This window comes from Fulvivirga sp. M361 (assembly GCF_007097395.1).
Lineage (GTDB): Bacteria > Bacteroidota > Bacteroidia > Cytophagales > Cyclobacteriaceae > Fulvivirga.
This window is the reverse complement of record NZ_VKDC01000018.1, coordinates 202,548-223,622: the sequence shown is the minus strand read 5'-3', so window position 1 is coordinate 223,622 and position 21,075 is coordinate 202,548. Positions and strand designations below refer to the sequence as shown.

The 21,075-nt window shown below is 41.8% G+C and carries 13 protein-coding genes; 7 read left to right on the top strand and 6 right to left on the bottom strand.

What is annotated here, in order from left to right:
• Positions 1–15 precede the first annotated feature (15 nt).
• On the bottom strand, positions 16–1,767 hold the full coding sequence (locus FNH22_RS19200; RefSeq protein ID WP_143400048.1) for an ABC transporter substrate binding protein: 1,752 nt from the start codon (positions 1,765–1,767) through the stop codon (positions 16–18).
• A 24-nt stretch (positions 1,768–1,791) separates the two neighbouring features.
• Positions 1,792–2,148, bottom strand: a complete 357-nt coding sequence (locus FNH22_RS19195) for a hypothetical protein (RefSeq protein ID WP_143400047.1) — start codon at positions 2,146–2,148, stop codon at positions 1,792–1,794.
• Positions 2,149–2,355: 207 nt separating this feature from the next.
• Between FNH22_RS19195 and FNH22_RS19190 the strand changes: the two genes are divergently transcribed.
• Positions 2,356–3,399 carry a sensor histidine kinase gene (locus FNH22_RS19190; protein WP_185154306.1) on the top strand — a complete coding sequence of 348 codons (1,044 nt, stop codon included), beginning with the start codon at positions 2,356–2,358 and terminating at the stop codon, positions 3,397–3,399.
• A gap of 104 nt (positions 3,400–3,503) precedes the next feature.
• A complete protein-coding gene (locus tag FNH22_RS19185; RefSeq protein WP_143400045.1) occupies positions 3,504–4,223 on the top strand; it encodes a LytTR family DNA-binding domain-containing protein in 720 nt (239 codons plus the stop codon).
• Between the two features lie 140 nt (positions 4,224–4,363).
• On the opposite strand, the gene FNH22_RS19180 is transcribed toward FNH22_RS19185, so the two are convergent.
• Positions 4,364–4,624 (bottom strand): hypothetical protein, encoded by a 261-nt coding sequence (locus FNH22_RS19180; protein WP_143400044.1) that lies wholly within the window; start codon positions 4,622–4,624, stop codon positions 4,364–4,366.
• A gap of 451 nt (positions 4,625–5,075) precedes the next feature.
• Between FNH22_RS19180 and katG the strand changes: the two genes are divergently transcribed.
• Entirely contained in the window at positions 5,076–7,388 is a 2,313-nt protein-coding gene (gene katG, locus FNH22_RS19175) for a catalase/peroxidase HPI (protein WP_143400043.1), read from the top strand.
• Positions 7,389–7,605: 217 nt separating this feature from the next.
• Here katG and FNH22_RS19170 read toward each other — a convergent pair whose 3' ends face one another.
• Complete coding sequence (locus FNH22_RS19170) at positions 7,606–9,729, bottom strand: translation factor GTPase family protein (protein ID WP_143400042.1); 2,124 nt, start codon at positions 9,727–9,729, stop codon at positions 7,606–7,608.
• A 404-nt stretch (positions 9,730–10,133) separates the two neighbouring features.
• On the opposite strand from FNH22_RS19170, the gene FNH22_RS19165 reads away from it, so the two are divergent.
• The 3 genes from FNH22_RS19165 (at position 10,134) to FNH22_RS19155 (ending at position 13,259) form a co-directional block, all read left to right on the top strand.
• Positions 10,134–10,376, top strand: a complete 243-nt coding sequence (locus tag FNH22_RS19165; RefSeq protein WP_143400041.1) for a hypothetical protein — start codon at positions 10,134–10,136, stop codon at positions 10,374–10,376.
• Positions 10,377–10,756: 380 nt separating this feature from the next.
• The gene (locus FNH22_RS19160) at positions 10,757–11,656 is read left to right on the top strand and encodes a LysR substrate-binding domain-containing protein (protein WP_143400040.1); all 900 of its coding nucleotides are present in this window, start codon (positions 10,757–10,759) and stop codon (positions 11,654–11,656) included.
• A 430-nt stretch (positions 11,657–12,086) separates the two neighbouring features.
• The gene (locus FNH22_RS19155) at positions 12,087–13,259 is read left to right on the top strand and encodes a threonine synthase (RefSeq protein WP_143400039.1); all 1,173 of its coding nucleotides are present in this window, start codon (positions 12,087–12,089) and stop codon (positions 13,257–13,259) included.
• 192 nt (positions 13,260–13,451) lie between these two features.
• Here the strand turns inward: FNH22_RS19155 and FNH22_RS19150 are convergent, their stop codons facing one another.
• Together FNH22_RS19150 and FNH22_RS19145 are read right to left on the bottom strand one after the other, a co-directional pair.
• Complete coding sequence (locus FNH22_RS19150) at positions 13,452–16,751, bottom strand: glycosyl hydrolase (RefSeq protein ID WP_143400038.1); 3,300 nt, start codon at positions 16,749–16,751, stop codon at positions 13,452–13,454.
• A gap of 485 nt (positions 16,752–17,236) precedes the next feature.
• Positions 17,237–19,153: a chondroitinase-B domain-containing protein gene (locus tag FNH22_RS19145; protein ID WP_143400037.1), complete on the bottom strand. Its 1,917-nt coding sequence runs from the start codon at positions 19,151–19,153 to the stop codon at positions 17,237–17,239.
• 408 nt (positions 19,154–19,561) lie between these two features.
• Here FNH22_RS19145 and FNH22_RS19140 point away from each other — a divergent pair, with 408 nt between their 5' ends.
• Positions 19,562–20,881 (top strand): B12-binding domain-containing radical SAM protein, encoded by a 1,320-nt coding sequence (locus tag FNH22_RS19140; protein ID WP_143400036.1) that lies wholly within the window; start codon positions 19,562–19,564, stop codon positions 20,879–20,881.
• Positions 20,882–21,075 lie beyond the last annotated feature (194 nt).

Genomic DNA, 21,075 nt, shown 5'->3' with positions numbered 1-21,075 from the left:
CTTACTCCGTGTGAGCTAACGATCTACCGCATGTATGCTTTCCGCCAGCTCTTTCTTATTGGGGTTATAGCGTTGACTTTCTGCCACTAAAAAATCTGAAACTACCTTCAGACGTTGAGGCGTTTTTACAACTTCAGCAAGTGGACCCTGGCTAAAAGCTTTAAACAAATCGTCCTCTAAGGATATGTCCTCAACGTCAAATTCTGACTCCAAAGTATTCGCTAACAGTGTGTTCAACTGAAGTTTAGAGGCAAGAAGTGTTGTTTGAGCATCAATCAGAGACTGGTTGGCAAAAGCTAATTCTGATTCCCATCGATAGAGATCAGTATTATTAGACGAACCAAGGTCTACACGGATACTTGCCAGGTCCTTGTTTTTTTGAGTGTTTAAGAGGTTTTCCCGCTGTATCAGCACGTTTGTCTTGGCCGACAATACATTTAAATAAGCCGTATAGGTCTCAAGCATCACCCGTAATACCTCAGCTTCCGTGTTGTACTCCTGCGCTTTTTGTAAATACTGAGAAATCTTAAATGTCGCTACAGCCTGTTCTGAATAGATCAACTGGCTAAAAGTAAGATCTGCCGTTAAAGACCTCTCCGGCGTATTGAATGCAGCATTGGCCCTTTCTTCATTGATCTGTGAAGCAGTCAACCCTGACTCCAATGATGGAAATAAGTTTGCCTTGACGGATTTTATGCGAATCTTACTCAATTCCACATCCTGGTAACTGATTTGAATGTTTAGGTTTGCTGTCAAAGACTTTTCGGCAATCTCTTCGAACGAGTATGTTTTAAGCGCTTCTTCATCATTACCTATAAGAGTAGCCGTAAAAAGTACTTCAAAAGGAATAGGGAGCCCGATTTTACGTGCTGTAGTAATATTGATATACAGGTTTTCTTTAGTGTCCAGCCTAACAGACATAGATGAAAGTTCCGACCCTGAGGCAATTCCATCGATCATTATGGCGAGCTTTCGAATCACCTGTTGCAGATCGTTTTCATTGGCCATAGATCCAAGCACTCCATAGTCAAGTAGCCTGGCGTTACCGGAAAATGTTGGAACTTTCCGGTCATTTAATTGATCGATCAGTAACTGGACCTGGGACTCGGTTTGACTAAGGAGAACCGTAAAATAGGCAGCATCGATTGATGCAGGTATTTGATTGATCACTTGCCTGATATCGGAGCCGACCGGAACGATGGAAAGTTCGGTATTCCATTTTTTCGAAAGCGAATCAATAAGGATCCGCACTTTTTGCTTATTAACAGTTGATGCGGCTTTCTCATCGGCAAAAACTACCACTTTCTTGAAATCATGGATCTTATTAAAAGCTTCCAGCTCCTTATCCAGGTCCCGTGTCTGCCAGATGTACGTGAAATTTTGCTTTCCGGAGGCTCCATTTACATATGGAATTTCCTGCAAATTGGGGTCGATAATTCCTAAAGCAACAACAGGTGTTGAGAGGTCTCTCATCAATGACAGACCTTTAGCCGTGATACTTCCTAATGCGATGACGAGATCAGCCTTACCATCCAATTGGCCATAAGATCTTTGAGCGGACTCAGTATCGGTAATTCCAAAGAAGGTGGCTTCCAAACTGATCTGTCGTGATGCGCCTGTCGTCCGGCTTGTCTCTTGTATCATTTCATATACAATGGCCTCCAAATTAGTCGAATGCTCAAAGTCAGAGATCACACCAATTTTAAAGGGTTGTGCCTGTACAGGAGCCCAACACGCAAGCAAGACAAAACTTATCGCAAACTTCATGATTTAGCTATCTGGAGTGTTCAATTATTTGGTCCGGGTCCACTCAAGATCTGCGGATATAAATCGGGCGGTTACTTCCAGAAGAAGTTTATCTCCTTCCACCTGACATGCTACATTTAAAAGCCTGCCTCTTTTTTTGGAATATATTTTACCCACCCATTTTCCTTCTTTATACTGAAGATTTAGAACTTCGATTTCCTGATTTCTTTCTCCCTCCGAATTGATAGGGTTTCCTATATATCTTTCATCCACTTTATAGATTTCTACTTTTCTTTCACCAGTATCCCAAACTGCAATTATTTCATCTTGCTTATCTTGAGCGAAAAGATGGGTGGATAGGACCCATAAGGTAATGGCGAACAAATGATTGATAATTCTCATGCTTGTATAATTTTGATTTCGATGCGAAACTATTTCGGTAATCCACCAACACGAAAAAATATTTACGAACCATTAGCGTCTCTAAACCAAATGACGATTGTGATGAACAAAGCCTTTTAATTATCGAAATGGATCATTCATACACCAAAAACATCATTTCATTCATTTCATAAGGTTTCAATAAAATCTGAGTATATTATTGTAATGATGAGTAAAGCATTATCGAGGACGGAACAATTTCTCAAAGTGGGCCCCTACATCCTTTGGTTTGGGATGCATATCGCCATTACCCTGATATTAAGTTATCAGAGAAGTATGGTAGATACTGTTTACTATTTGGTCACCTATGTCTTTTTTGGCTCCCTGATTATTTGGCTTTTTGGATATAAATTCTTTCCGGAATATTTAGCAGGGGAAGGAAAAATCAATCGAAGACTCGGATTATTGATGGGGATCAATATCATTTTTTTTGTCATCGGAATTTATGCTCATACCCTAATGGCTGAAGTACTGAAATTATCACAAATCCGTGACCAATATGCTCCCAAATCTGTCCGGGTAGCCATATGGCTATTGATGGTTCTGCTGGGCATTATCTTTATGGCCAGTATCCGGGTAGCACGTGTCTATTATCTCAATGCTGTTCAAAAAATTGAGCATAAAGCGCAAAGAGCAGAGGCCGAATTGAAATTGTTAAAAAGTCAAATAAGCCCGCATTTCCTTTTTAACACACTCAATAACATTTACGGTCTTGCCTATTTAAGAGATGGACGAGCCGCTGAAATGATCTCAAAACTATCCAAGCTGCTGCGCTATTTATTGTATGATTGTGATCAGCCCAAAGTGCGATTGACTAAGGAAAAGGATCTGATAGAACACTATTTGAGCATACAGCTTCTTAAACATGAAGATGCCTTGAACGTAGATTTTTACCATGCCGGGGTCACTCATCACCAAATGATTGCACCAATGATCCTGATCAATTTTATAGAAAACTGTTTTAAGCACTCCGATTTGGAAAGCAACCGCCAAGGTTGGATCAAAATCAGCCTGGAGGCAGAAAACAACAAAGTGAACTTCCGAACAGAAAATACGATCAGGAAAGAAGTGAAGGAGGACCCAATGGATCGCAGGGGAATCGGACTTACAAACTCATTGAAATTGCTGGAAGCTAATTATCCGGGAAAACACGAAATTGAGATAACTGAGGAAGGCCATATTTATCAGTTAGATCTAAAGATTATACTATGAATATGAAATGAGCATAGATCGAGAGTCCTTTGATATGTCCGCGGAGGGATCAATAGATTTATGGGAATTCCAGGTGGCCTATAAAAATTAAAACACAATACACAATGAAATGCCTTATTGTCGATGATGAACATATTGCCCGAAAAATTCTTTCGGATTATGTCAGTAAAGTTCCCGAATTGGAACTGGTTGCCTCTTGTAATTCTGCACTAAAAGCACTCAACCATATTAAAAGTGATCGTATAGATGTTTTGTTTCTTGATATACAAATGCCTGATCTTACCGGTCTTGATTTTCTGAAAATTTTACCGAACAGGCCTGCCACTATCTTAACCACCGCATATTCCGAATATGCGGTACAGAGTTATGAATTGGATGTTGTGGATTATTTATTAAAACCTATCGATTTCGACCGGTTTTACAAGGCCATCACCAAAGTCATCTCTTTGAAAGATGCCAGGGTCGAATATCACTCTGATTCTACCTCCCCCCAACATACGGATAAACTTTTCATCAAGGCCGATAACAAGATTATTAAAGTTGCATTTCATGAGATAGTAGTTATTCAAGGTCAAGGGCCTTATGTTCAGATTATCACCGTAGATGGTCGCAAAATAATGTCATTGCAGTCCATGAGTAAGTTAGAGGAATTGCTTCCCGCTAATTTTTACAGGATCCATCGCTCCCACATTGTCAATATCGACCATATAGACAGCATTGACGGCAATATGATCAAATTACAAGATCAGACGGCCATATTGAGCAAAAACAAACGAGACGAATTCCTGAAGTTGATCGATCAGCTCAATTTATTAGGAGATTGATTTATTTAATTTATGGCTTCTTCATGTTTATCTTAATAAGGACGTCAGGTAGGTTTTGATAGTATACCAGCAATATATTCAGGCATTTCTACACTAATTTTATTGCTGGTATACTATTAAATAAGTGATAATATTATTTACTAAAATTCATACTTCAACCCCATCATCACCGTAAACCCATTCCCCTCTTTTCTTACTTTGCCAAAGTTATCACGTACGCTGTATTGTATTTGCCGGGTATTGGGATCGAAGCTTTCAATGTTGTAAAGGTCTTCATTGATGATATTATCAAACCCTCCCCATTCTTCATCAAGCAGGTTGAGAAAATTGAAAAAGTACACATTAAATACCAGCCGGTGTTCCTTGACTATAGGGATCTCCTGGGTTACCCGCACGTTCATTTCCGTTCTCCATGGCTTCAGCCCTCCATTGGGCTGTGCATACCTGCCGATATTATCTTCCAGGTACTATCTATCCTGTGCCTGAGCGAACTTTGGAACCGTTGAGATCCGTACTTGCGATGTTGACTGAAAACTGCCCCCTTCTCACGGCATTGAAAAATACTCCTACCGTGTTACCTCCAAACTTTGGGGTAGTCAGGTTGACCATGACCTTATCGCTGAAATCCTGAGGTGAAAAGCCGTTATTGATAAAATCATAATCAAAGTAAGATGCCCCGGTAAAGCGCTGGTCGTCTTCATTTCTAAACCTGTCCGCACGACGGCTAAGCAGGGTCCCATACAGCAGAGGTCCTTACGAGGAAAAATATTGGTTTTATAAATATGATATGTATAATATCAATTTGATTAATAAGCTCCGGGTCTAAATATTTACATCAAAAAACAAATTCGGATGAAGAGAAAATTATTAAGTGTATCCATTATCCTAGCCGTAACTACAGCAGCGGTGTTAACGGTTTTGCCTTCTTTTAACTCCAGGGAAAACAATGGGGAAAAGAAGGCTGGCGAAGGTTGCCCCTTTGGATTTGATAAATTAGGTAAGTCTACAGGGGAAGTAATTAAAAGTGAGGGAAATACCGTACGTGATTGGTGGCCAAATCAGCTCGATCTAACCGTTTTGCGTAAAAACGCTATGCTATCTAATCCGCTCGACGAAAATTTCAATTATCAAAAAGAGTTTGAAAGCCTTGATTATCATGCATTGAAGAAAGACCTGGAAGCTTTGATGACAGATTCTCAGGATTGGTGGCCTGCAGACTTTGGTCATTATGGTGGTTTATTTATTAGAATGGCGTGGCATAGTGCAGGTACGTATCGCACGGGTGACGGTAGAGGTGGAACCAGAGAAGGTAAACAAAGGTTTGCCCCGCAAAATAGCTGGCCTGATAACGCGAATCTTGATAAAGCCAGAAGATTACTTTGGCCCATAAAGCAAAAGTACGGGCAGAAAATTTCCTGGGCTGACTTATTTATACTCACAGGGAACGTAGCATTAGAGAGTATGGGTTTTGAGACGCTTGGTTTTGCCGGTGGACGTGTGGATACGTGGGAACCACAGACGAATGTGTATTGGGGCGCTGAAAAAGATTGGTTGGGTGATGAACGGTTTGATGAAGATAGAGAGCTTGAAAAACCATTGGCGGCGGCACAAATGGGATTGATCTATGTGAACCCTGAAGGCCCTAATGGGAACCCTGATCCTGTGGCGGCTGCTCATGATATCCGAAAAACATTCGGTAGAATGGGGATGAATGATGAAGAAACGGTGGCACTGATAGCAGGCGGTCATACTTTAGGAAAAACACACGGACAGGCAAGCGGAGAAGAGCATTTGGGAGCGGCACCGGAAGGTGCAGACATTGAATCTATGGGGCTGGGCTGGTCCAGCGATTTTAAATCCGGTAAAGGCCCGGATGCCATTACTTCCGGTTTAGAGGTAATTTGGACTGAGACCCCTGCGAAGTGGAGCCACGGTTTCTTCGAAGGACTATTTGAAAACGAATGGAAATTAGTCAAAAGTCCTGGGGGTGCATGGCAATTTGAAGCGGTAAATCCAAAAAAACTATACCCGGATGCATTTGATCCAACTAAAAAGCATAAGCCAACCATGCTGGTGACAGACCTTTCATTAATTAAAGATCCGGCTTATGAAAAAATCTCGAGGAGGTTCTATGAAAATCCGGAGGAGCTGGATAAGGCATTTGCGAAAGCCTGGTTTAAACTAACTCATCGTGATATGGGGCCAAGATCTACTTACCTGGGGCCAGAAATTCCAAAAGAAGAATTTATATGGCAAGATCCAATCCCAGCAGTTGATCATGAATTAGCGGATCAGAAGAATATTGCTGCTTTAAAAGGTAAAATCCAAAATTCAGGGTTAACCACCAATGAGCTGGTAACTACGGCCTGGGGTGCAGCTTCTACTTACAGAGATTCTGACAGAAAAGGAGGTGCAAATGGTGCCAGGATCCGGCTTGAGCCTCAGGTGGATTGGGAATCAAATAACCCTAAGCAGCTAAGGAAAGTAATTGCATTCTACGAAAAGGTAAAAGCAGATTTTGACACAGACGGCAAAAAGATCTCCATGGCAGACCTAATTGTTCTTGGTGGAAATGTTGCCATTGAAGAAGCGGCTAAAAAAGCAGGGTTTGATATTAACGTGCCGTTTACTCCTGGCAGAATGGATGCTTCTCAGGAACAAACCAGTCTTCAGAGTATGGAATTGTTAGAGCCGATGGCTGACGGTTTCAGAAACTACCAAACAAAGGAATATACACTTACTTCGGAGCAATTATTGGTGGATAAAGCACAGCTACTTAAGCTTTCAGCACCTGAGATGACTGTATTGGTCGGTGGAATGAGAGCATTAGGCGCTACTTATGATGGATCAGATCTTGGAATTTTAACCGATACTCCAGGGACTTTGAATAATACGTATTTCAGGAATCTGCTGAGCATGGATTTTGAGTGGAAAGCGGATGATGATAAAAAATACATTTTCAATGGGTTTAGGAGGGGTACCACCGAAAAAGTTTGGACCGCTACACGTGCTGACTTGATTTTTGGTTCAAATTCCGAGTTAAGAGCATTGGCTGAAGTATATGCAAGTGATGATGCTAAAGAGAAGTTTATCAACGACTTCGTAGCTGCCTGGACTAAAGTGATGAACCTTGATCGGTTTGATGGCACTAAAATAGCCATGTAAAGCAAAACATAGATTTGGAAATAGGTTAATTAGTGCATCGAAACCATTATATCCGTTTCTTTTTTCGAATATCCGATTTCAATAATTCAATGTGATAAGAGAGTATGGCTGACTATAAACTGTAGCTGCCACTCTCTTTTTTTTCGAAAAGCAAAGGCCAACCAGTCAAAGCCATCAGGGCCCTTTACACGAGACCCTGATGAGGAGAAAGTCTTGGTTAATTCTCAAAACCATTATAGTTTTTGATAAGCTCTTCCTGAATATGAGCAGGTACAGGCGCGTATTCAGCAAATTTTTCCTTGAAACTGGCCCTGCCTTGTGTCAATGATCGCAGCGAGGTAGTATAACGGTCTAACTCGGCGGTTGGTGTCTTGGCTTTAACCAGCTGATACTGGCCTTTAGCTTCGATTCCCGTGATGGTAGATCTTCGCGTTTGTAAATCGGTCATTACATCACCCAACAGCTCTTCGGGCACTAAGATGTCTACCTGGCTTACAGGCTCCAGAATTTTTGGGCTGGCTTTAATAAAGGCCTGCTTGAAGGCTTTCATACCCGCGATCTTAAAGGCAATATCATTAGAGTCCACTGCATGCATTTTACCATCATAGACAATTACCCTGACATCCCTCACATAGGAGCCGGTGAGAGGCCCCTCTGCCATTTTCTCCATGACACCTTTGAGAATGGAAGGTAAAAACCGGGCATCGATTACCCCACCTACTATGCAATTATAAAACACGAGCTTACCTCCCCACTCCAAATCAATCACCTCCTTATTGCGAATGTTTACCCCGGTAGGTTCCGGCATACCTTCATGATAAGGCTCAACTCTCATGTTGACTTCTCCAAATTGGCCGGCACCGCCGGATTGCTTTTTATGTCTGTAAGACGTATCCACCATTTTTTGTATCGTTTCCCGATAAGGAATTTTTGGCTTGACAAAGTCTACATTTAACTTATGGATGTTCTCAATGCCCCATTTGGTAACAGTCAGATGCAATTCACCCTGTGTCGATACAATCAACTGTTTCAGTTCAGGCGAAAATTCATAAGTAAACGTTGGGTCTTCCTGATGGATTTTGTGTAGAACCTCTCCTAATTTATCATCATTAGAATTGTTTTGGGCAACAATTGCCATGTACATTTTGGGGCCCGGGAATTCAATGGGTTGGACACCCACGTTGAAGTTTTGACTGCAAAGGGTATGATTGGTCTCAGTTGACTTAAGTTTTAGCGCTACTCCTAAATCTCCTACTACAAGTCGATTGATCGGGTTACGCTTGTCACCATCCATGATGAACAATTGACTGATCCGTTCCGTCTGACCGGTTTGATGATTGATCAGTTCATCTCCAGTAGTTACCTGGCCCGATATTACCTTAAAGAATGACATTTTGCCCAAATTGGGTTCTATCACTGTTTTGTACACAAAAAGAACCTCGGGGCCGTCCGGACTATGAGACAGCTCCTTGCCATCTTCCAATACTTCCGGTTGAATATCTACGGATGAAGGCGCCACATTGTCGATGAAACCCATCAGACGGCCGCTGCCCATGTCGTTTTTTGCTGAAATGCAGAACACAGGGAATACCTCGTGGTTACGCATGCCGATCTTCAGTCCTTCACGCATTTCATTTTCATTTAAGGTGCCTTTTTCAAAATACAATTCCATCAAATTTTCATCGTTTTCGGCTGCCTTTTCTACTAACTCATTATGCAGTTGATTGGCCTTATTTGCTTCACTCTCCGGAATAGGCAATTTTTCAGGTTTCCCTCCTTCCGGTGAAAATTTGTAGTACCTCATTTTTAACAGGTCGATGATACCGTTAAATTTTTCGCCTTCATTTACCGGGTATTGCATTAAGGTAACAGCGTTTCCGAATTGATTTCTTACTGATTCTAACGAAGCCTCGAAATTGGATTTGGGATGGTCGAGTTGATTGAACGCGAAAATGGTAGGCTTTCTAAACTGATCTACATAATTCCAGATCAGCTCAGTACCTACTTCAACACCGTGTTGTGCATTGATCAGGAAAACGCATGTGTCAGCTACTCTTACCGATGAGGCCACCTCACCCACAAAATCGTCCAGGCCAGGAGTATCTATAATATTGATCTTATAATTACGCCACTCCGTGTGTAACAAAGTGGCGTAAACCGAGCCTTCACGTTCATGCTCTATTTCATGATAATCGGAAACCGTATTTTTGTTTTCCACAGTTCCTCTGCGATTGATCAATCCGGCTTCAAATAACATTGTTTCGGCTAACGTAGTTTTACCAGATTTTGGGCTGCCGAGTAGTACAATGTTCTTTATGTGTTTTTCGTCATAGACTTTCATGGGCTAAAGGGATAAAAGGGTTAAACAAAGAGTGAGAGGGCATGTCATATATCATAAAAATAGAGACGCATGTTAACATTAAAGATGTTACAGGTCAGCATTTATAATGACGTTTGTTTTGTGTTTTGTGACTTAGACCTAAATTCCGGATAACCAAATTGAAGTACACAGGAAGACTTCGGAAAAGTCATGCACAATCAACCGAAAACGTCATTTAATTTAAGAAAATTTAAGGAAAAATACCTGCTGATCCAGGATCATTATCACCGTTTGAAGTTACTCATGGAAGGGGGATCAGGTAATCTGATTTTTCATCGTCTGTTTGGATAACCAGGTCAATGGCATGCTTAAACCTTATTACCCTTTAGCAGACTCTAATAATCATCAAAAAAGCCATATTGCCGATGATAACAGACACTTCTATTGCAATCAGACGTTTCACCTTGTTTGTTGAATTTAATAACCAGTGGTTCCAATACCAGATGATCAAAAGAAAAGAAGAGGCTTCCAAATATCTGAATACTAACACCGTCCAATGGTCTCCGGGAGAATCCGTAGAATTGGTAATGGCATTCATTGCAGGGATAAACGCTGCAAGAATAAAGGGAAGGTACTTCTCGGCCTTTGACATGGTTGAAATGTACTAATAAAAACCATAGTCCGAAATACTTTCATTGCATGGACTGCTCCTGTTGGGCCTGAAGCTTGATAAGGCTGAATGAAACGGTATTTTTTGACTCAGTCTGGTGTCTTGCCCGCTTTGCTTGCTGATTATTTGACCCTTGAATATTGCCGTATTAATTTGACCAATTGTCAACTAAATTTCTCAGGTTCATCAACATAGGGTAACAATGAATCAATCGCTTCTTAAAGTATCTTAGATCTCATGAATTCAAAATCATACTCACCTGTATATTGAAGAAATCTTGGTGCCAAAAGTCTCGTGTTGGTGGGTATGATGTTTCGGTTTTCAAGTTTTTCTTCCGGTATAATTTCCAATCGAATTTGACGATCTTTGTATGAATATATGATATCCTACAGGTATAATGTGTTTTATGCGGTTGCTGCCAAGCGAAGTTTTTCAAAGGCTGCTGATGAATTATTCATCTCCCAGCCTGCAGTAAGTAAGCATATAAGGCAGCTGGAACAGGAAGTAGGTGTGGCTTTGTTTAAAAGAGAGCGGAACAACATTTCTTTGACCAATTCCGGAGAACACTTGTTTGAGAAGTTAAAAGAAGCAAAACTTATTGAAAAATCCGTAAATGATATTTTCCTTTCAAGAAAGAAAGAACTGGAAATAGAAGGAGAAATATGTATCGGGGCAAGTACCACCATTTCGCTGTATGTCCTGCCAAAAATACTGGCCTCCTTTCACAAGAAATTCCCTAGTGCGCGGATAAAATTACTGAATAGAAATAGTGAACACATCCTTGAGCTTTTGGCCCATCATGATATAGATATCGCGTGTGTGGAATCTAGTCACAGGGATCATTCTTTTCATTATGAGAAATTTATGCAAGATTGTATCATCGCAATTTGCTCGGATCACAGTCCGTACGGACTGTCTAAGTTAACCGTTTCTCAATTGCCTTCTATACCTTTAGCCTTGAGAGAACGTGGTTCAGGAACGCAAGAGGTAGTTTCTAAAATGTTAGAAGAAGTAGGACTGAAGCTGAAAGACCTGACGATCATCGCCAGACTTGGAGGCACTGAGGCACTCAAAAATTATTTGGTGCAGGCGGAAGCCATAGGTTTTCTATCTGAACTTTCAGTTAAAAAGGAATTGGAAACCGGTGAGCTGAGAAAAGTGGATATTGAGGGGTTGAAAATAGTCCGATCGTTTTCATTTGTGAGCAGGACAGGTGAGGAAAAGATCGGGTTACCCAGATATTTTGTAAAGCACGCAAAAATGACATCTACCTCATGAATCAGATTAGGTAAGCCAAAAGGAGCAAGTCACCCAAAGTATTCGGCTAAATAGAGAAGGCTTTACTCCAGATTGTCTTAGCCGGTCCGTAGAGACCAAAGAACCTGTGAAAAATAGTCCGACGATCATTCTTTTTTTATTCGCTAAGTAGAGTTGGCTGAGACAGGCATTCCTAAAACCAATATCATCCAGAGGTTTAATAGGTGCCAAACAAATCCATAAAGAAGGGGAAGGAATACTCACTTCCTGACTACGAAACTTTTCAAAGACCGTACATCTGATTTGACTTGTAATGATGTTAAAAATCAGAGGAGTATATTGTCAGGATCTTATCATAACTATTTGTTATGGGTTATAATTATTTCGAATTCTTTAGTTATATAAAATCCATCAATTTTACAGAGCTATTTAAAAAAATACTCACGCTGCCATGGATCACATTTGTTCGGCCACTTTGGTCTGCTCACATTGCATGTCAAATTATGATATCACTCAGGTAAATACTTTTTGCCCAAACTGTATCAAACCTTTTCTGGTTGAATTCGATCTTCCGCTCTGTGAACCATCAAAAGTCATTTATCAGGACGAACATTCCATGTGGAGATATGCTAATGTACTGCCGCTTATGGATCAGTCCAATCGGGTATCCTTGGGAGAAGGCATGACTCCCCTATCACAAATGGACATTCTGGGAAAAAGTCATGGGTTAACTAATCTTTGGCTCAAAGATGAAGGGCTCAACCCCACGGGTTCATTTAAGGCAAGAGGACTGAGTATGGCCGTTTCGAAAGCCAAAGAATTGGGAATAAAAAAGTGTGTGATCCCAACGGCAGGCAATGCCGGGGGAGCTTTGAGTGCCTATTGTGCGAAAGCAGGTATAGAAGCCATAGTAGTCATGCCTAATGGCACACCCCGAATATTTCAGATGGAATGTGAACTACACGGAGCTAAATTAACTCTTGTGGACGGACTGATTGATGCGTGTGGAAAAAAAGCAAAGGAAATCAAGGATGAAACGGGGGCATTCAACATCTCCACTTTGAAGGAACCTTACCGGATTGAGGGAAAAAAGACTATGGGCTATGAAATTACGGAACAAATGAGCTGGTCACTGCCTGATGCCATCATTTACCCCACAGGAGGAGGTACCGGACTGATCGGTATGTGGAAGGCATTTAACGAGATGGTCCGGATGGGATGGGTTAATTCCCGATATCTACCTAAAATGATAGTGGTACAGTCGGAATTGTGTGCTCCGATGGTTGATCTCTTTAAAGGAAAAAAGTCAGCCCGTTCATTTCAAATGTCCATTGCCAATGGGCTTTCAGTGCCAAAGGCATTCGGTGAAGATTTGATTATGAGTGTGCTAAATGAGTCTGAAGGCACCGCTTTGACCGTGTCTGATAAGCAAATGGTGGAAGGTATGCATGAATTTGCCCAAAAAGAGGGTATCATCGTTTCACCTGAAGGAGCTGCTGTGTGGGAAGCAACGAAACAATTAGTCGATCTTGAATTTCTTCATCCCGATGAAAAAATTTTGATGATCAATACCGGCAGTGGTTTTAAGTATTTCGAGAATATCGACAGGGACCTGTTGAATTGACTGGATCATGTAAAGCCCATGTAATATATTCATTCACTGCATGAATACCCTATCAAAGACTTAAGTCTAATAAAGCAGTGTTAGTGTCGTGCCATAGATTGACACGACACTGGTAATTCAAATAGTGCTGCTGGCGAACACCTACCCCTTAAAACTGGCCTGGACGTCTCGTAGACTCAAAATAGCCTCTGACTAATCTTCAAATTGGGGAACATTTGGAAGTGAGTATGGTGTATAAGGTGCTCCTGATTCCATTAGCTGGTCTTGTAAGCTTTTCAAATCTTCATTCACCAGCTTTTGTAATGATTCGAGTATAGATTTAAATTCTTCAACTGCAACCGCATAGCTATCCCTATTGGTCTGAGTTGGATCAGAAGTGGAGGCAAACAATTGATATACCAACATTCCAACCCGATTACCAACGCTTGGTGGACGCCCCATATCCAAAGTGCCTGCTACCCCATCCCCACTTAGTTGAGTACTGATCTCAGCAACTGTCTTTTCTAAATTCCTGGCATTTGTGACCAATTCACCATCATGTTGCACCTCTGCTCTCACAAGTGCATCGTTGATATGCTTCATCTGGTTGTTAATTTCACGCAACGTCTGTCGGGTTGCTCCAACACTACCGGATAGTTTTAATACCTTTCTATTGAACTCGTTCAATGCAAGGCGATCGGTAGCTGGAAGTGACTTGTTATTTAAAGTTTTGATCGTAAACGAAACGGGTCCTGCAATTTGTATCACATCATCTAATACAATTTTGGATAAAGTAACTGTGTAGTCCCCGGGAGATACCAAAATCCCTTTATCACTGTCTCCCCAGGGATTGTAAAATGAGGGTTTAGACAGGTTAATGGGATCCGTATCGGTGTATCGCAGGTCCCAGGTAACCCGATTCAATCCTTTACCTGGCTTGGTCATGATTTTTCTTACTACATTACCCTTACTATTGCTTACAGTAAACAATAATTGCGGCGCTTTTTCTTCACGTTCCGCTTTCAAAGCGTCATACGAAGGATATGGATTATTCTGTCCTGTCTTCTTCGCCTCTTTCTCTCTTTCCTGGCGTCGCTCCTTCAATGATTTAATGTCATCTTTCAAATAATAAGTGAACATAGCAACAGGTCCCAGATTATCCCCCAGGTAGTAGCTATCTCCCTGGAATGAGACGCCCGGTAAGCCTAAAGGATAGCTATGTTCATACAGGTAAGGGTCTCTAACGTCAAACAATTCCGCTTCTTTTGCAAGAGTAGATTCACCGGTGTTCCTTAAAGCGGAGTAATCATCCAACACATAGAATCCACGTCCGAACGTTCCCAACACCAGGTCATTTTCCCTACGCTGAATGGCAAGATCACGTACGGCAATGGTGGGTACCCCGGCTTTCATTTGTTTCCATTTTCCTCCCCCATCGTTACTTACAAATACGCCAAACTCTGTCCCTACGAACAAAAGGTTTGGGTCTACATGATCCTGGACGATGGAATAGCTTGAGCCTCTTCCAGGTAAATTAGACGTGATTGATCTCCAGGTTCTTCCTTTGTCTGTACTCTTAAACACGTATGGTTTAAAATCTCCGTTTTTGTGGTTATTGAAGCATGCAAACACGACATTCACATCATGTTGTGAGGCTAAAACCATGTTGACATACGTTCTTGAAGGAACGCCCGGGAAACTGCTTATCCGGGTCCAGCTATCACCACCATTTTCAGTGACCTGGATCAATCCATCATCCGTACCTACATAGAGCAGGTTTTCATTTTTTGGAGATTCATCCATGGCAACGATGGTTCCATAGGGAGAGGTAGATCCATTTTTGGCTATGGCATCAATGCCCCAAATCCGGCCCATAACCTTCAATTCATTCCTATTGATTTGTTGGGTCAGGTCCTCGCTGATCACTTCCCAGCTGTTCCCCTGATCATTGGAACGAAAAACCTTATTAGCAGCGAAATACAAACGCTTGTTGTCGTAATTACTAATAACCAGTGGCGCATCCCAGTTCCAACGATATGCATTTTCATTTTTTCCGGGTTGTGGCTGAATGCCAACTTCCTCACCACTGGACTTGTCATACCTCACCAACACACCATATTGTGACTGGGCATAAATGATATTGGCATTGGTTTGATCTACCTGTGTTTCAAATCCATCGCCTCCATGTGTGATCCACCACTCTTCGTTGGCAATTCCATTGCCGCTGACAGACCTGGAGGGCCCTCCCAGGCTAAAATTATCCTGTGTACCGCCGTAGACATTATAGAAAGGTTCTGCGTTATCTAATGCAACTTTATAAAATTGGGTCACGGGAAGGTTGGCTTTAAAGTCCCATGTCTTAGCACCATCCCATGACTCATAGATACCTCCGTCACAGCCTGCGATAAAATGATCTGAATCGTTGGGATCGATCCACATGCAGTGATTGTCTACATGTTTGGAAACTTCACCTAATGCTTTGAAAGTTTTTCCTCCATCACGTGATACCTGCATCCAGGTGTTCATCCCATAGATGGTTTCCGGATCGTTAGGATCGACCACAATTTCCTGGTAATAGTTTCCGCTGGATTGATAGCTTCCCTGCTTAACCCATGAAGCTCCTCTGTTTGTTGTCTTGAAGAAACCTCCTTTTCCTTGCGAAGCTTCAACAATGGCATAGATGATCCCAGGATTTGATGGAGCCATCGCCAAACCTATTCTACCCATGTCTACTTCCGGCAATCCTTTGTTAATTTTATCCCAGTTGGCGCCCCCATCAGTGGTCTTATACATTCCTGAACCGGGCCCTCCACCGAGGTAAGTAAAGACATGCCTGCGTCGTTGATAGGCTGCAGCATATAATACATCCGGATCTTCAGGATCCATAATGATATCATTCACTCCTGTGTGCTGATCTATTGTCAAAACAGCCGTCCAGGTCTTGCCTCCGTCTGTGGTTTTGTATACCCCACGATCGCCTCCTTCACTCCAAAGTGGTCCAATAGCCGCTACATATACCACATCCGAATTCCGGGGATCAATAAGGATCTTACCAATGTGTTCAGAATCTTTTAACCCCATGTGAACCCAAGACTTACCTCCGTCTGCAGACTTATATATACCGTCTCCATAGGCAACACTTCGCTGGTTATTATTCTCCCCGGTTCCGACCCAGACAACATTTGGGTTATTTGGATCGATAGTGACACATCCAATAGAATAGCTTCCTTCACTGTCAAAGATGGGGGTATAGGTAGTCCCTGCGTTGGAGGTCTTCCAAACTCCACCTGAGGATACCGCTACATAATATTCCTTCGGATTCGTTGAATGGAATGCAAAGTCCGAGATACGTCCGGAAGTCAAGGCCGGGCCGATACTTCTAAACTTCAAGCCAGGAATAGAAAGCGCTTCAAATGCACTTTTTGCCTGATCACCATTTTCGCTTTTTTTTCGTTGCGCATCAATGGTAAGCGATAACAGTGTTAACAGGAGAATGAGAATTCGAGATTTCATGTTTAGGTTACGTTAAAATTGGGAACTCAATTTAAATCAGGCATCTCAAAATAAGACTCAATCCTGGATAAATTTGATAAGCGGCTTGGTAATAACTAGTTCATCATTTGTCCTACAAACACCGGTTCAGAGATCATCTTTAATTCTTTTATGTAGTTTGATTATTTCTACTTTATCCAGGGGTTTATCAATAGTGATGATTCTAGTAATCTCGATGTCATCCGAAAATACCATTAAAGTTTTAATTACGGTATTGCCGGTAAAAAAGCGACGGTAAGAATAGTTACTGATTATCCCCCTGGAAGCAGATTTCCTCAACATCCTGACCCGGGAAGTCACCTGACGTTTTTTTACTCTGTTGTTAAAGCTTATTGTTTTCAATCACCAGCTCTATTCTACATAGGACAATATCCACAAATCACATCAATTAAGAATAAACTATGTGTATTGCCATGTCGAGCGAAAAGGAAAGAACATTTTAGCCCCTACTTCTTGATAAATTTTATCCGCGTGCTGAATTGACCATTCTCTTCCGCAATACGGACCATGTACATTCCGGCAGGTAAATCAGATACATCCAGACGTGTGTTGTATTTTGCTTGAGAAGCCGAATTGTTTATCAGGGTCTTCATTTTCATTCCTGAGGAATCCAGGATATCCAGACTGGTCCAGGTTGATCCCTCATTCTTTAAGGTTATGTTCAAATGATCTGCAACAGGGTTTGGAAACCACCTGATTTCATTTTCCAATGCTGCACTCAAACTTGTCACTTGATCTAAGGTAAAAGTGACCGTAATTTCCATATTATCATTCATTACCAGTGTTTCCGGATTAGTAGTACCAGACAGGTCATTGCTCCACCCTGTAAAAGAATATCCCTCCGCAGGAATAGCGGTAACGGTAACGGTAGTACCCTTGGCATATATACCGGAGGGTGGATCAAGCGTAACTACGCCATTACCCTCATGATTGATGGTAAGCATCGCCTGGTTCTCCAGGTTCCTTAGATATACCGGCCCCGTATTTTCTGCTGTGGCTACAGGCTGGATAGTTACATCATGCGGAGACTCACTACAGCCTAAATCCTTTGCAGCAATATCGACCGGTCTTGACTGTTGCATTAAATCAAGTGCTACCGTGTGATCAGTTTCAAGTCCATCATATTCGGGGAAAGCAGGAAAACCGGGTACAGCAGCATCAATAGCCGGACTATTGACTGACAAGCCATAATAGCCTTCACTATTTATTTCCATCTGTGGATCATTGTTCGTGAGCCCATTGGCAGGTAGGGTAATTCCTAAAAAGCCGCTGTAAATATTGCCCAGCCAGGTTTCTGTACCTGTGGCATCATCAAACAAATTTTCAGCAGGCTGTGTGAAGATATTATTGGCAAAGGTAATGTTGGTGGGTTTATCATCGCCTGATTCACTCAGTCGTATCTCTTCACTACCGATGAAAGAATTGAATGCAACCGTAATATTGCCTACCGGGAAATCAGCGTCATTTTGCAAATAGAGTGAGCGTCTGGTAAGCCCCGAGAAGTAATTGTTGAAAATTACATGTTCCCGGCCCTCGCGAACTCTTACCCCACCCATGCCGTTAAGGAAAAAATTACCATATACCACGGCCTGGTTTCCATGACGCAGCACTAACTCGGCTAAGGGGTTATCCTCAAAAGTATTATATCGATAAACGTTTTGAGTGGCTTTACTTGAAATTAACTCACCATCTCCATTGCACTGGGTGAAGTAGCAATATTCTACCGTCGACCGGCTGATAAACTCTGCCTGGGTACTTACCCCGATTCTTATGGGCTCTATGCCCAAATCGTTGCCACTGCCATCAAAATTCTTGAAAGAGCAATATTGAACTACATGGTAGCCGGGTTCTGTATCATCCACCAGGATGGAAAGAATATTTTGATCATCAAGATTTATTCTATTTTCGAAATTACAATAAGCGACGGTATTATATCTGCATTCTTCTTCTATGATCAGATACTTATAGCTGGTGTAATCCTTTATATTTAGTTGTTCAAAAGTATTATGGCTTCCTCTGCTTCTTATCACATGGTTCGTTCCAATATCACCATTTAAAAACTGAAACCCTTTAAGTGTTATATCGCTGCCATTGACAGTTACTCTGGAAGCTCCGGTAAAAATAGTTTGCCCCAATACTTCAGCCATGATCACCAGGTTACTCTCATCAATTTCCAAATGGATATCCTGATAGGTACCCGATTTCCACAAAATGGTATCGTTCTCCGATGCACTTGTTAGTGCAATATTAAATTCGGATTGCGAACTCACCGGGAATATACCGGCCTCCAAAGGTAGCTTCACAAACAATACAAGGACAACTACGCAAATAACTAAACCTGTTCTTTTCACTATATTATGCATCTCTAATAATCTGTTCTTATAGATTGTATAACAATACTGTGAAGCAAAAGTGGCTACTGAACACTAACATTTCACTATTTTGAAGTTTTATTATTGCTAAACAGTTGTTTAGAAGCTGACAAATGAACCGTTTTCTTCCAGGGAGATGAACTCCTCAAATTGATTGGGAACCGGATTTGATTGGACTGATCTTCTCCATCGCCTTTTCCTGAGGTAGGTTAAATATGATATTTAGGAATACTCCTAAAGCATGTATATAGAAGGGCCGGTAATGGCTCATTTCTAATGAACATATTCATGGGCCAATAGGTCACTCAATTATAAGGGCTTTCATTTCAAATTACCTATCTACATGACTCCAATCATATTCCTATTATTAGTAGAAATCTATCTTGCAAAAAAAATGGAATGAAAATCCTCCTTATCTCACCTACCATCGATGCAGAAAAGAGAACCAATAAAGGGCTGATGATGCCCCAACTGGCGCTCTACATATTGGAGGGCCTGACACCCAAGGAGCATACCGTAGAGATCATTGAAGAGGAAGCGGAAGATGTAGACCTGGGGTATGATTGTGATCTGGTCGGTATCAGCTGTATGACTGCCAATGCCCCCAGAGCCTACGAGTTATGTCAGGAATTCAAAAAGCGAGGGAAGACCGTAGTACTTGGTGGGGTCCATCCCACCATTCTGCCGGACGAGGCGTTACAGCATGCCGATAGTGTAGTGATAGGTGAAGCGGAAGGTGTCTGGGAATCCTTACTCCTGGATATGCAGAACGGAAAGCTGAAAGATAAGTATCATGACCCCATACCTGATCTGCAGAAATATATCCCAAAAGACTTTAGTAAAATTCTAAAGAAGCGGCTATTCAAACTCTTGCCGATCATGACTACCAGAGGCTGTCCTTATGACTGTGACTTTTGCTGTGTCACGGATCTATTTGGTAAAAAAATCAGGCATGTAGCCATTGATAATGTAGTCAGGGACATCAAAGAATCAGGCGCCAAAAACTTCATGTTTCTCGATGACAACATCATCGGACGACCGAAATATGCAAAAGAACTATTCAAAGCGCTCAAACCGCTAAACATATCCTGGGTGGGTCAGGCATCGGTATCCCTACTGGTAAAAGACGAAGAACTCATGCAGCTGGCAGCGGATAGTGGATGCAAGGCACTATTTTTTGGTGTGGAGTCCGTATCCGAAGAGCAGCTCAAAACCATGCGAAAGGCTTTCAATGAAATCGAAGACATGGAAAAAGCCTTCGCAAAAATCAAGAAAATGCGCATTCTCATCCATGCGTCCATGGTTTTTGGGTTTGACAATGACAAAAAAGAAATATTTGACGAGACCGTCGACTTTCTGATCAAGAATAAAATCAGCACCGTTTCATTCAATGTCCTAACCCCCTATCCCGGCACAAGGATCTATGATAAAATGAAGCGGGAAAATCGTCTGACGACGACGGACTGGAGATATTATGATCACAACACTGTCGTATTCAAACCCACCAACATGACTCCCTACGAACTCCAAATGGGTAAGATCAACGCCCGAAAAAGATTCTACAAGAAGCGTTCGGTCCTCAAACGACTCACCGGCAACCTATACAATCCGATCCTCTATTTTGCCACCAATTATGGCCATATGAAACAAGTAAAAGTGGAAGCCAGTCGTATGGAAAGAATAAAATCCGACCTGTTTGATCTGAATCAGAGAAAATAAGGATGGTTGCCGGTAATGATCGGGTGCTGATAAGTTGCAGATGAGGTTAGTATCCGGTTTTCAACCCGAGGCTATATCTAATATAACACCAAGACGTTTTCCCGGATTATGAGCAATGTTTGATTCCTCATAGGTTGAAGACCCATCCTAAAGTCAGCGTCAACTTTGTGACTAAAGTTACATAACCCCCATTT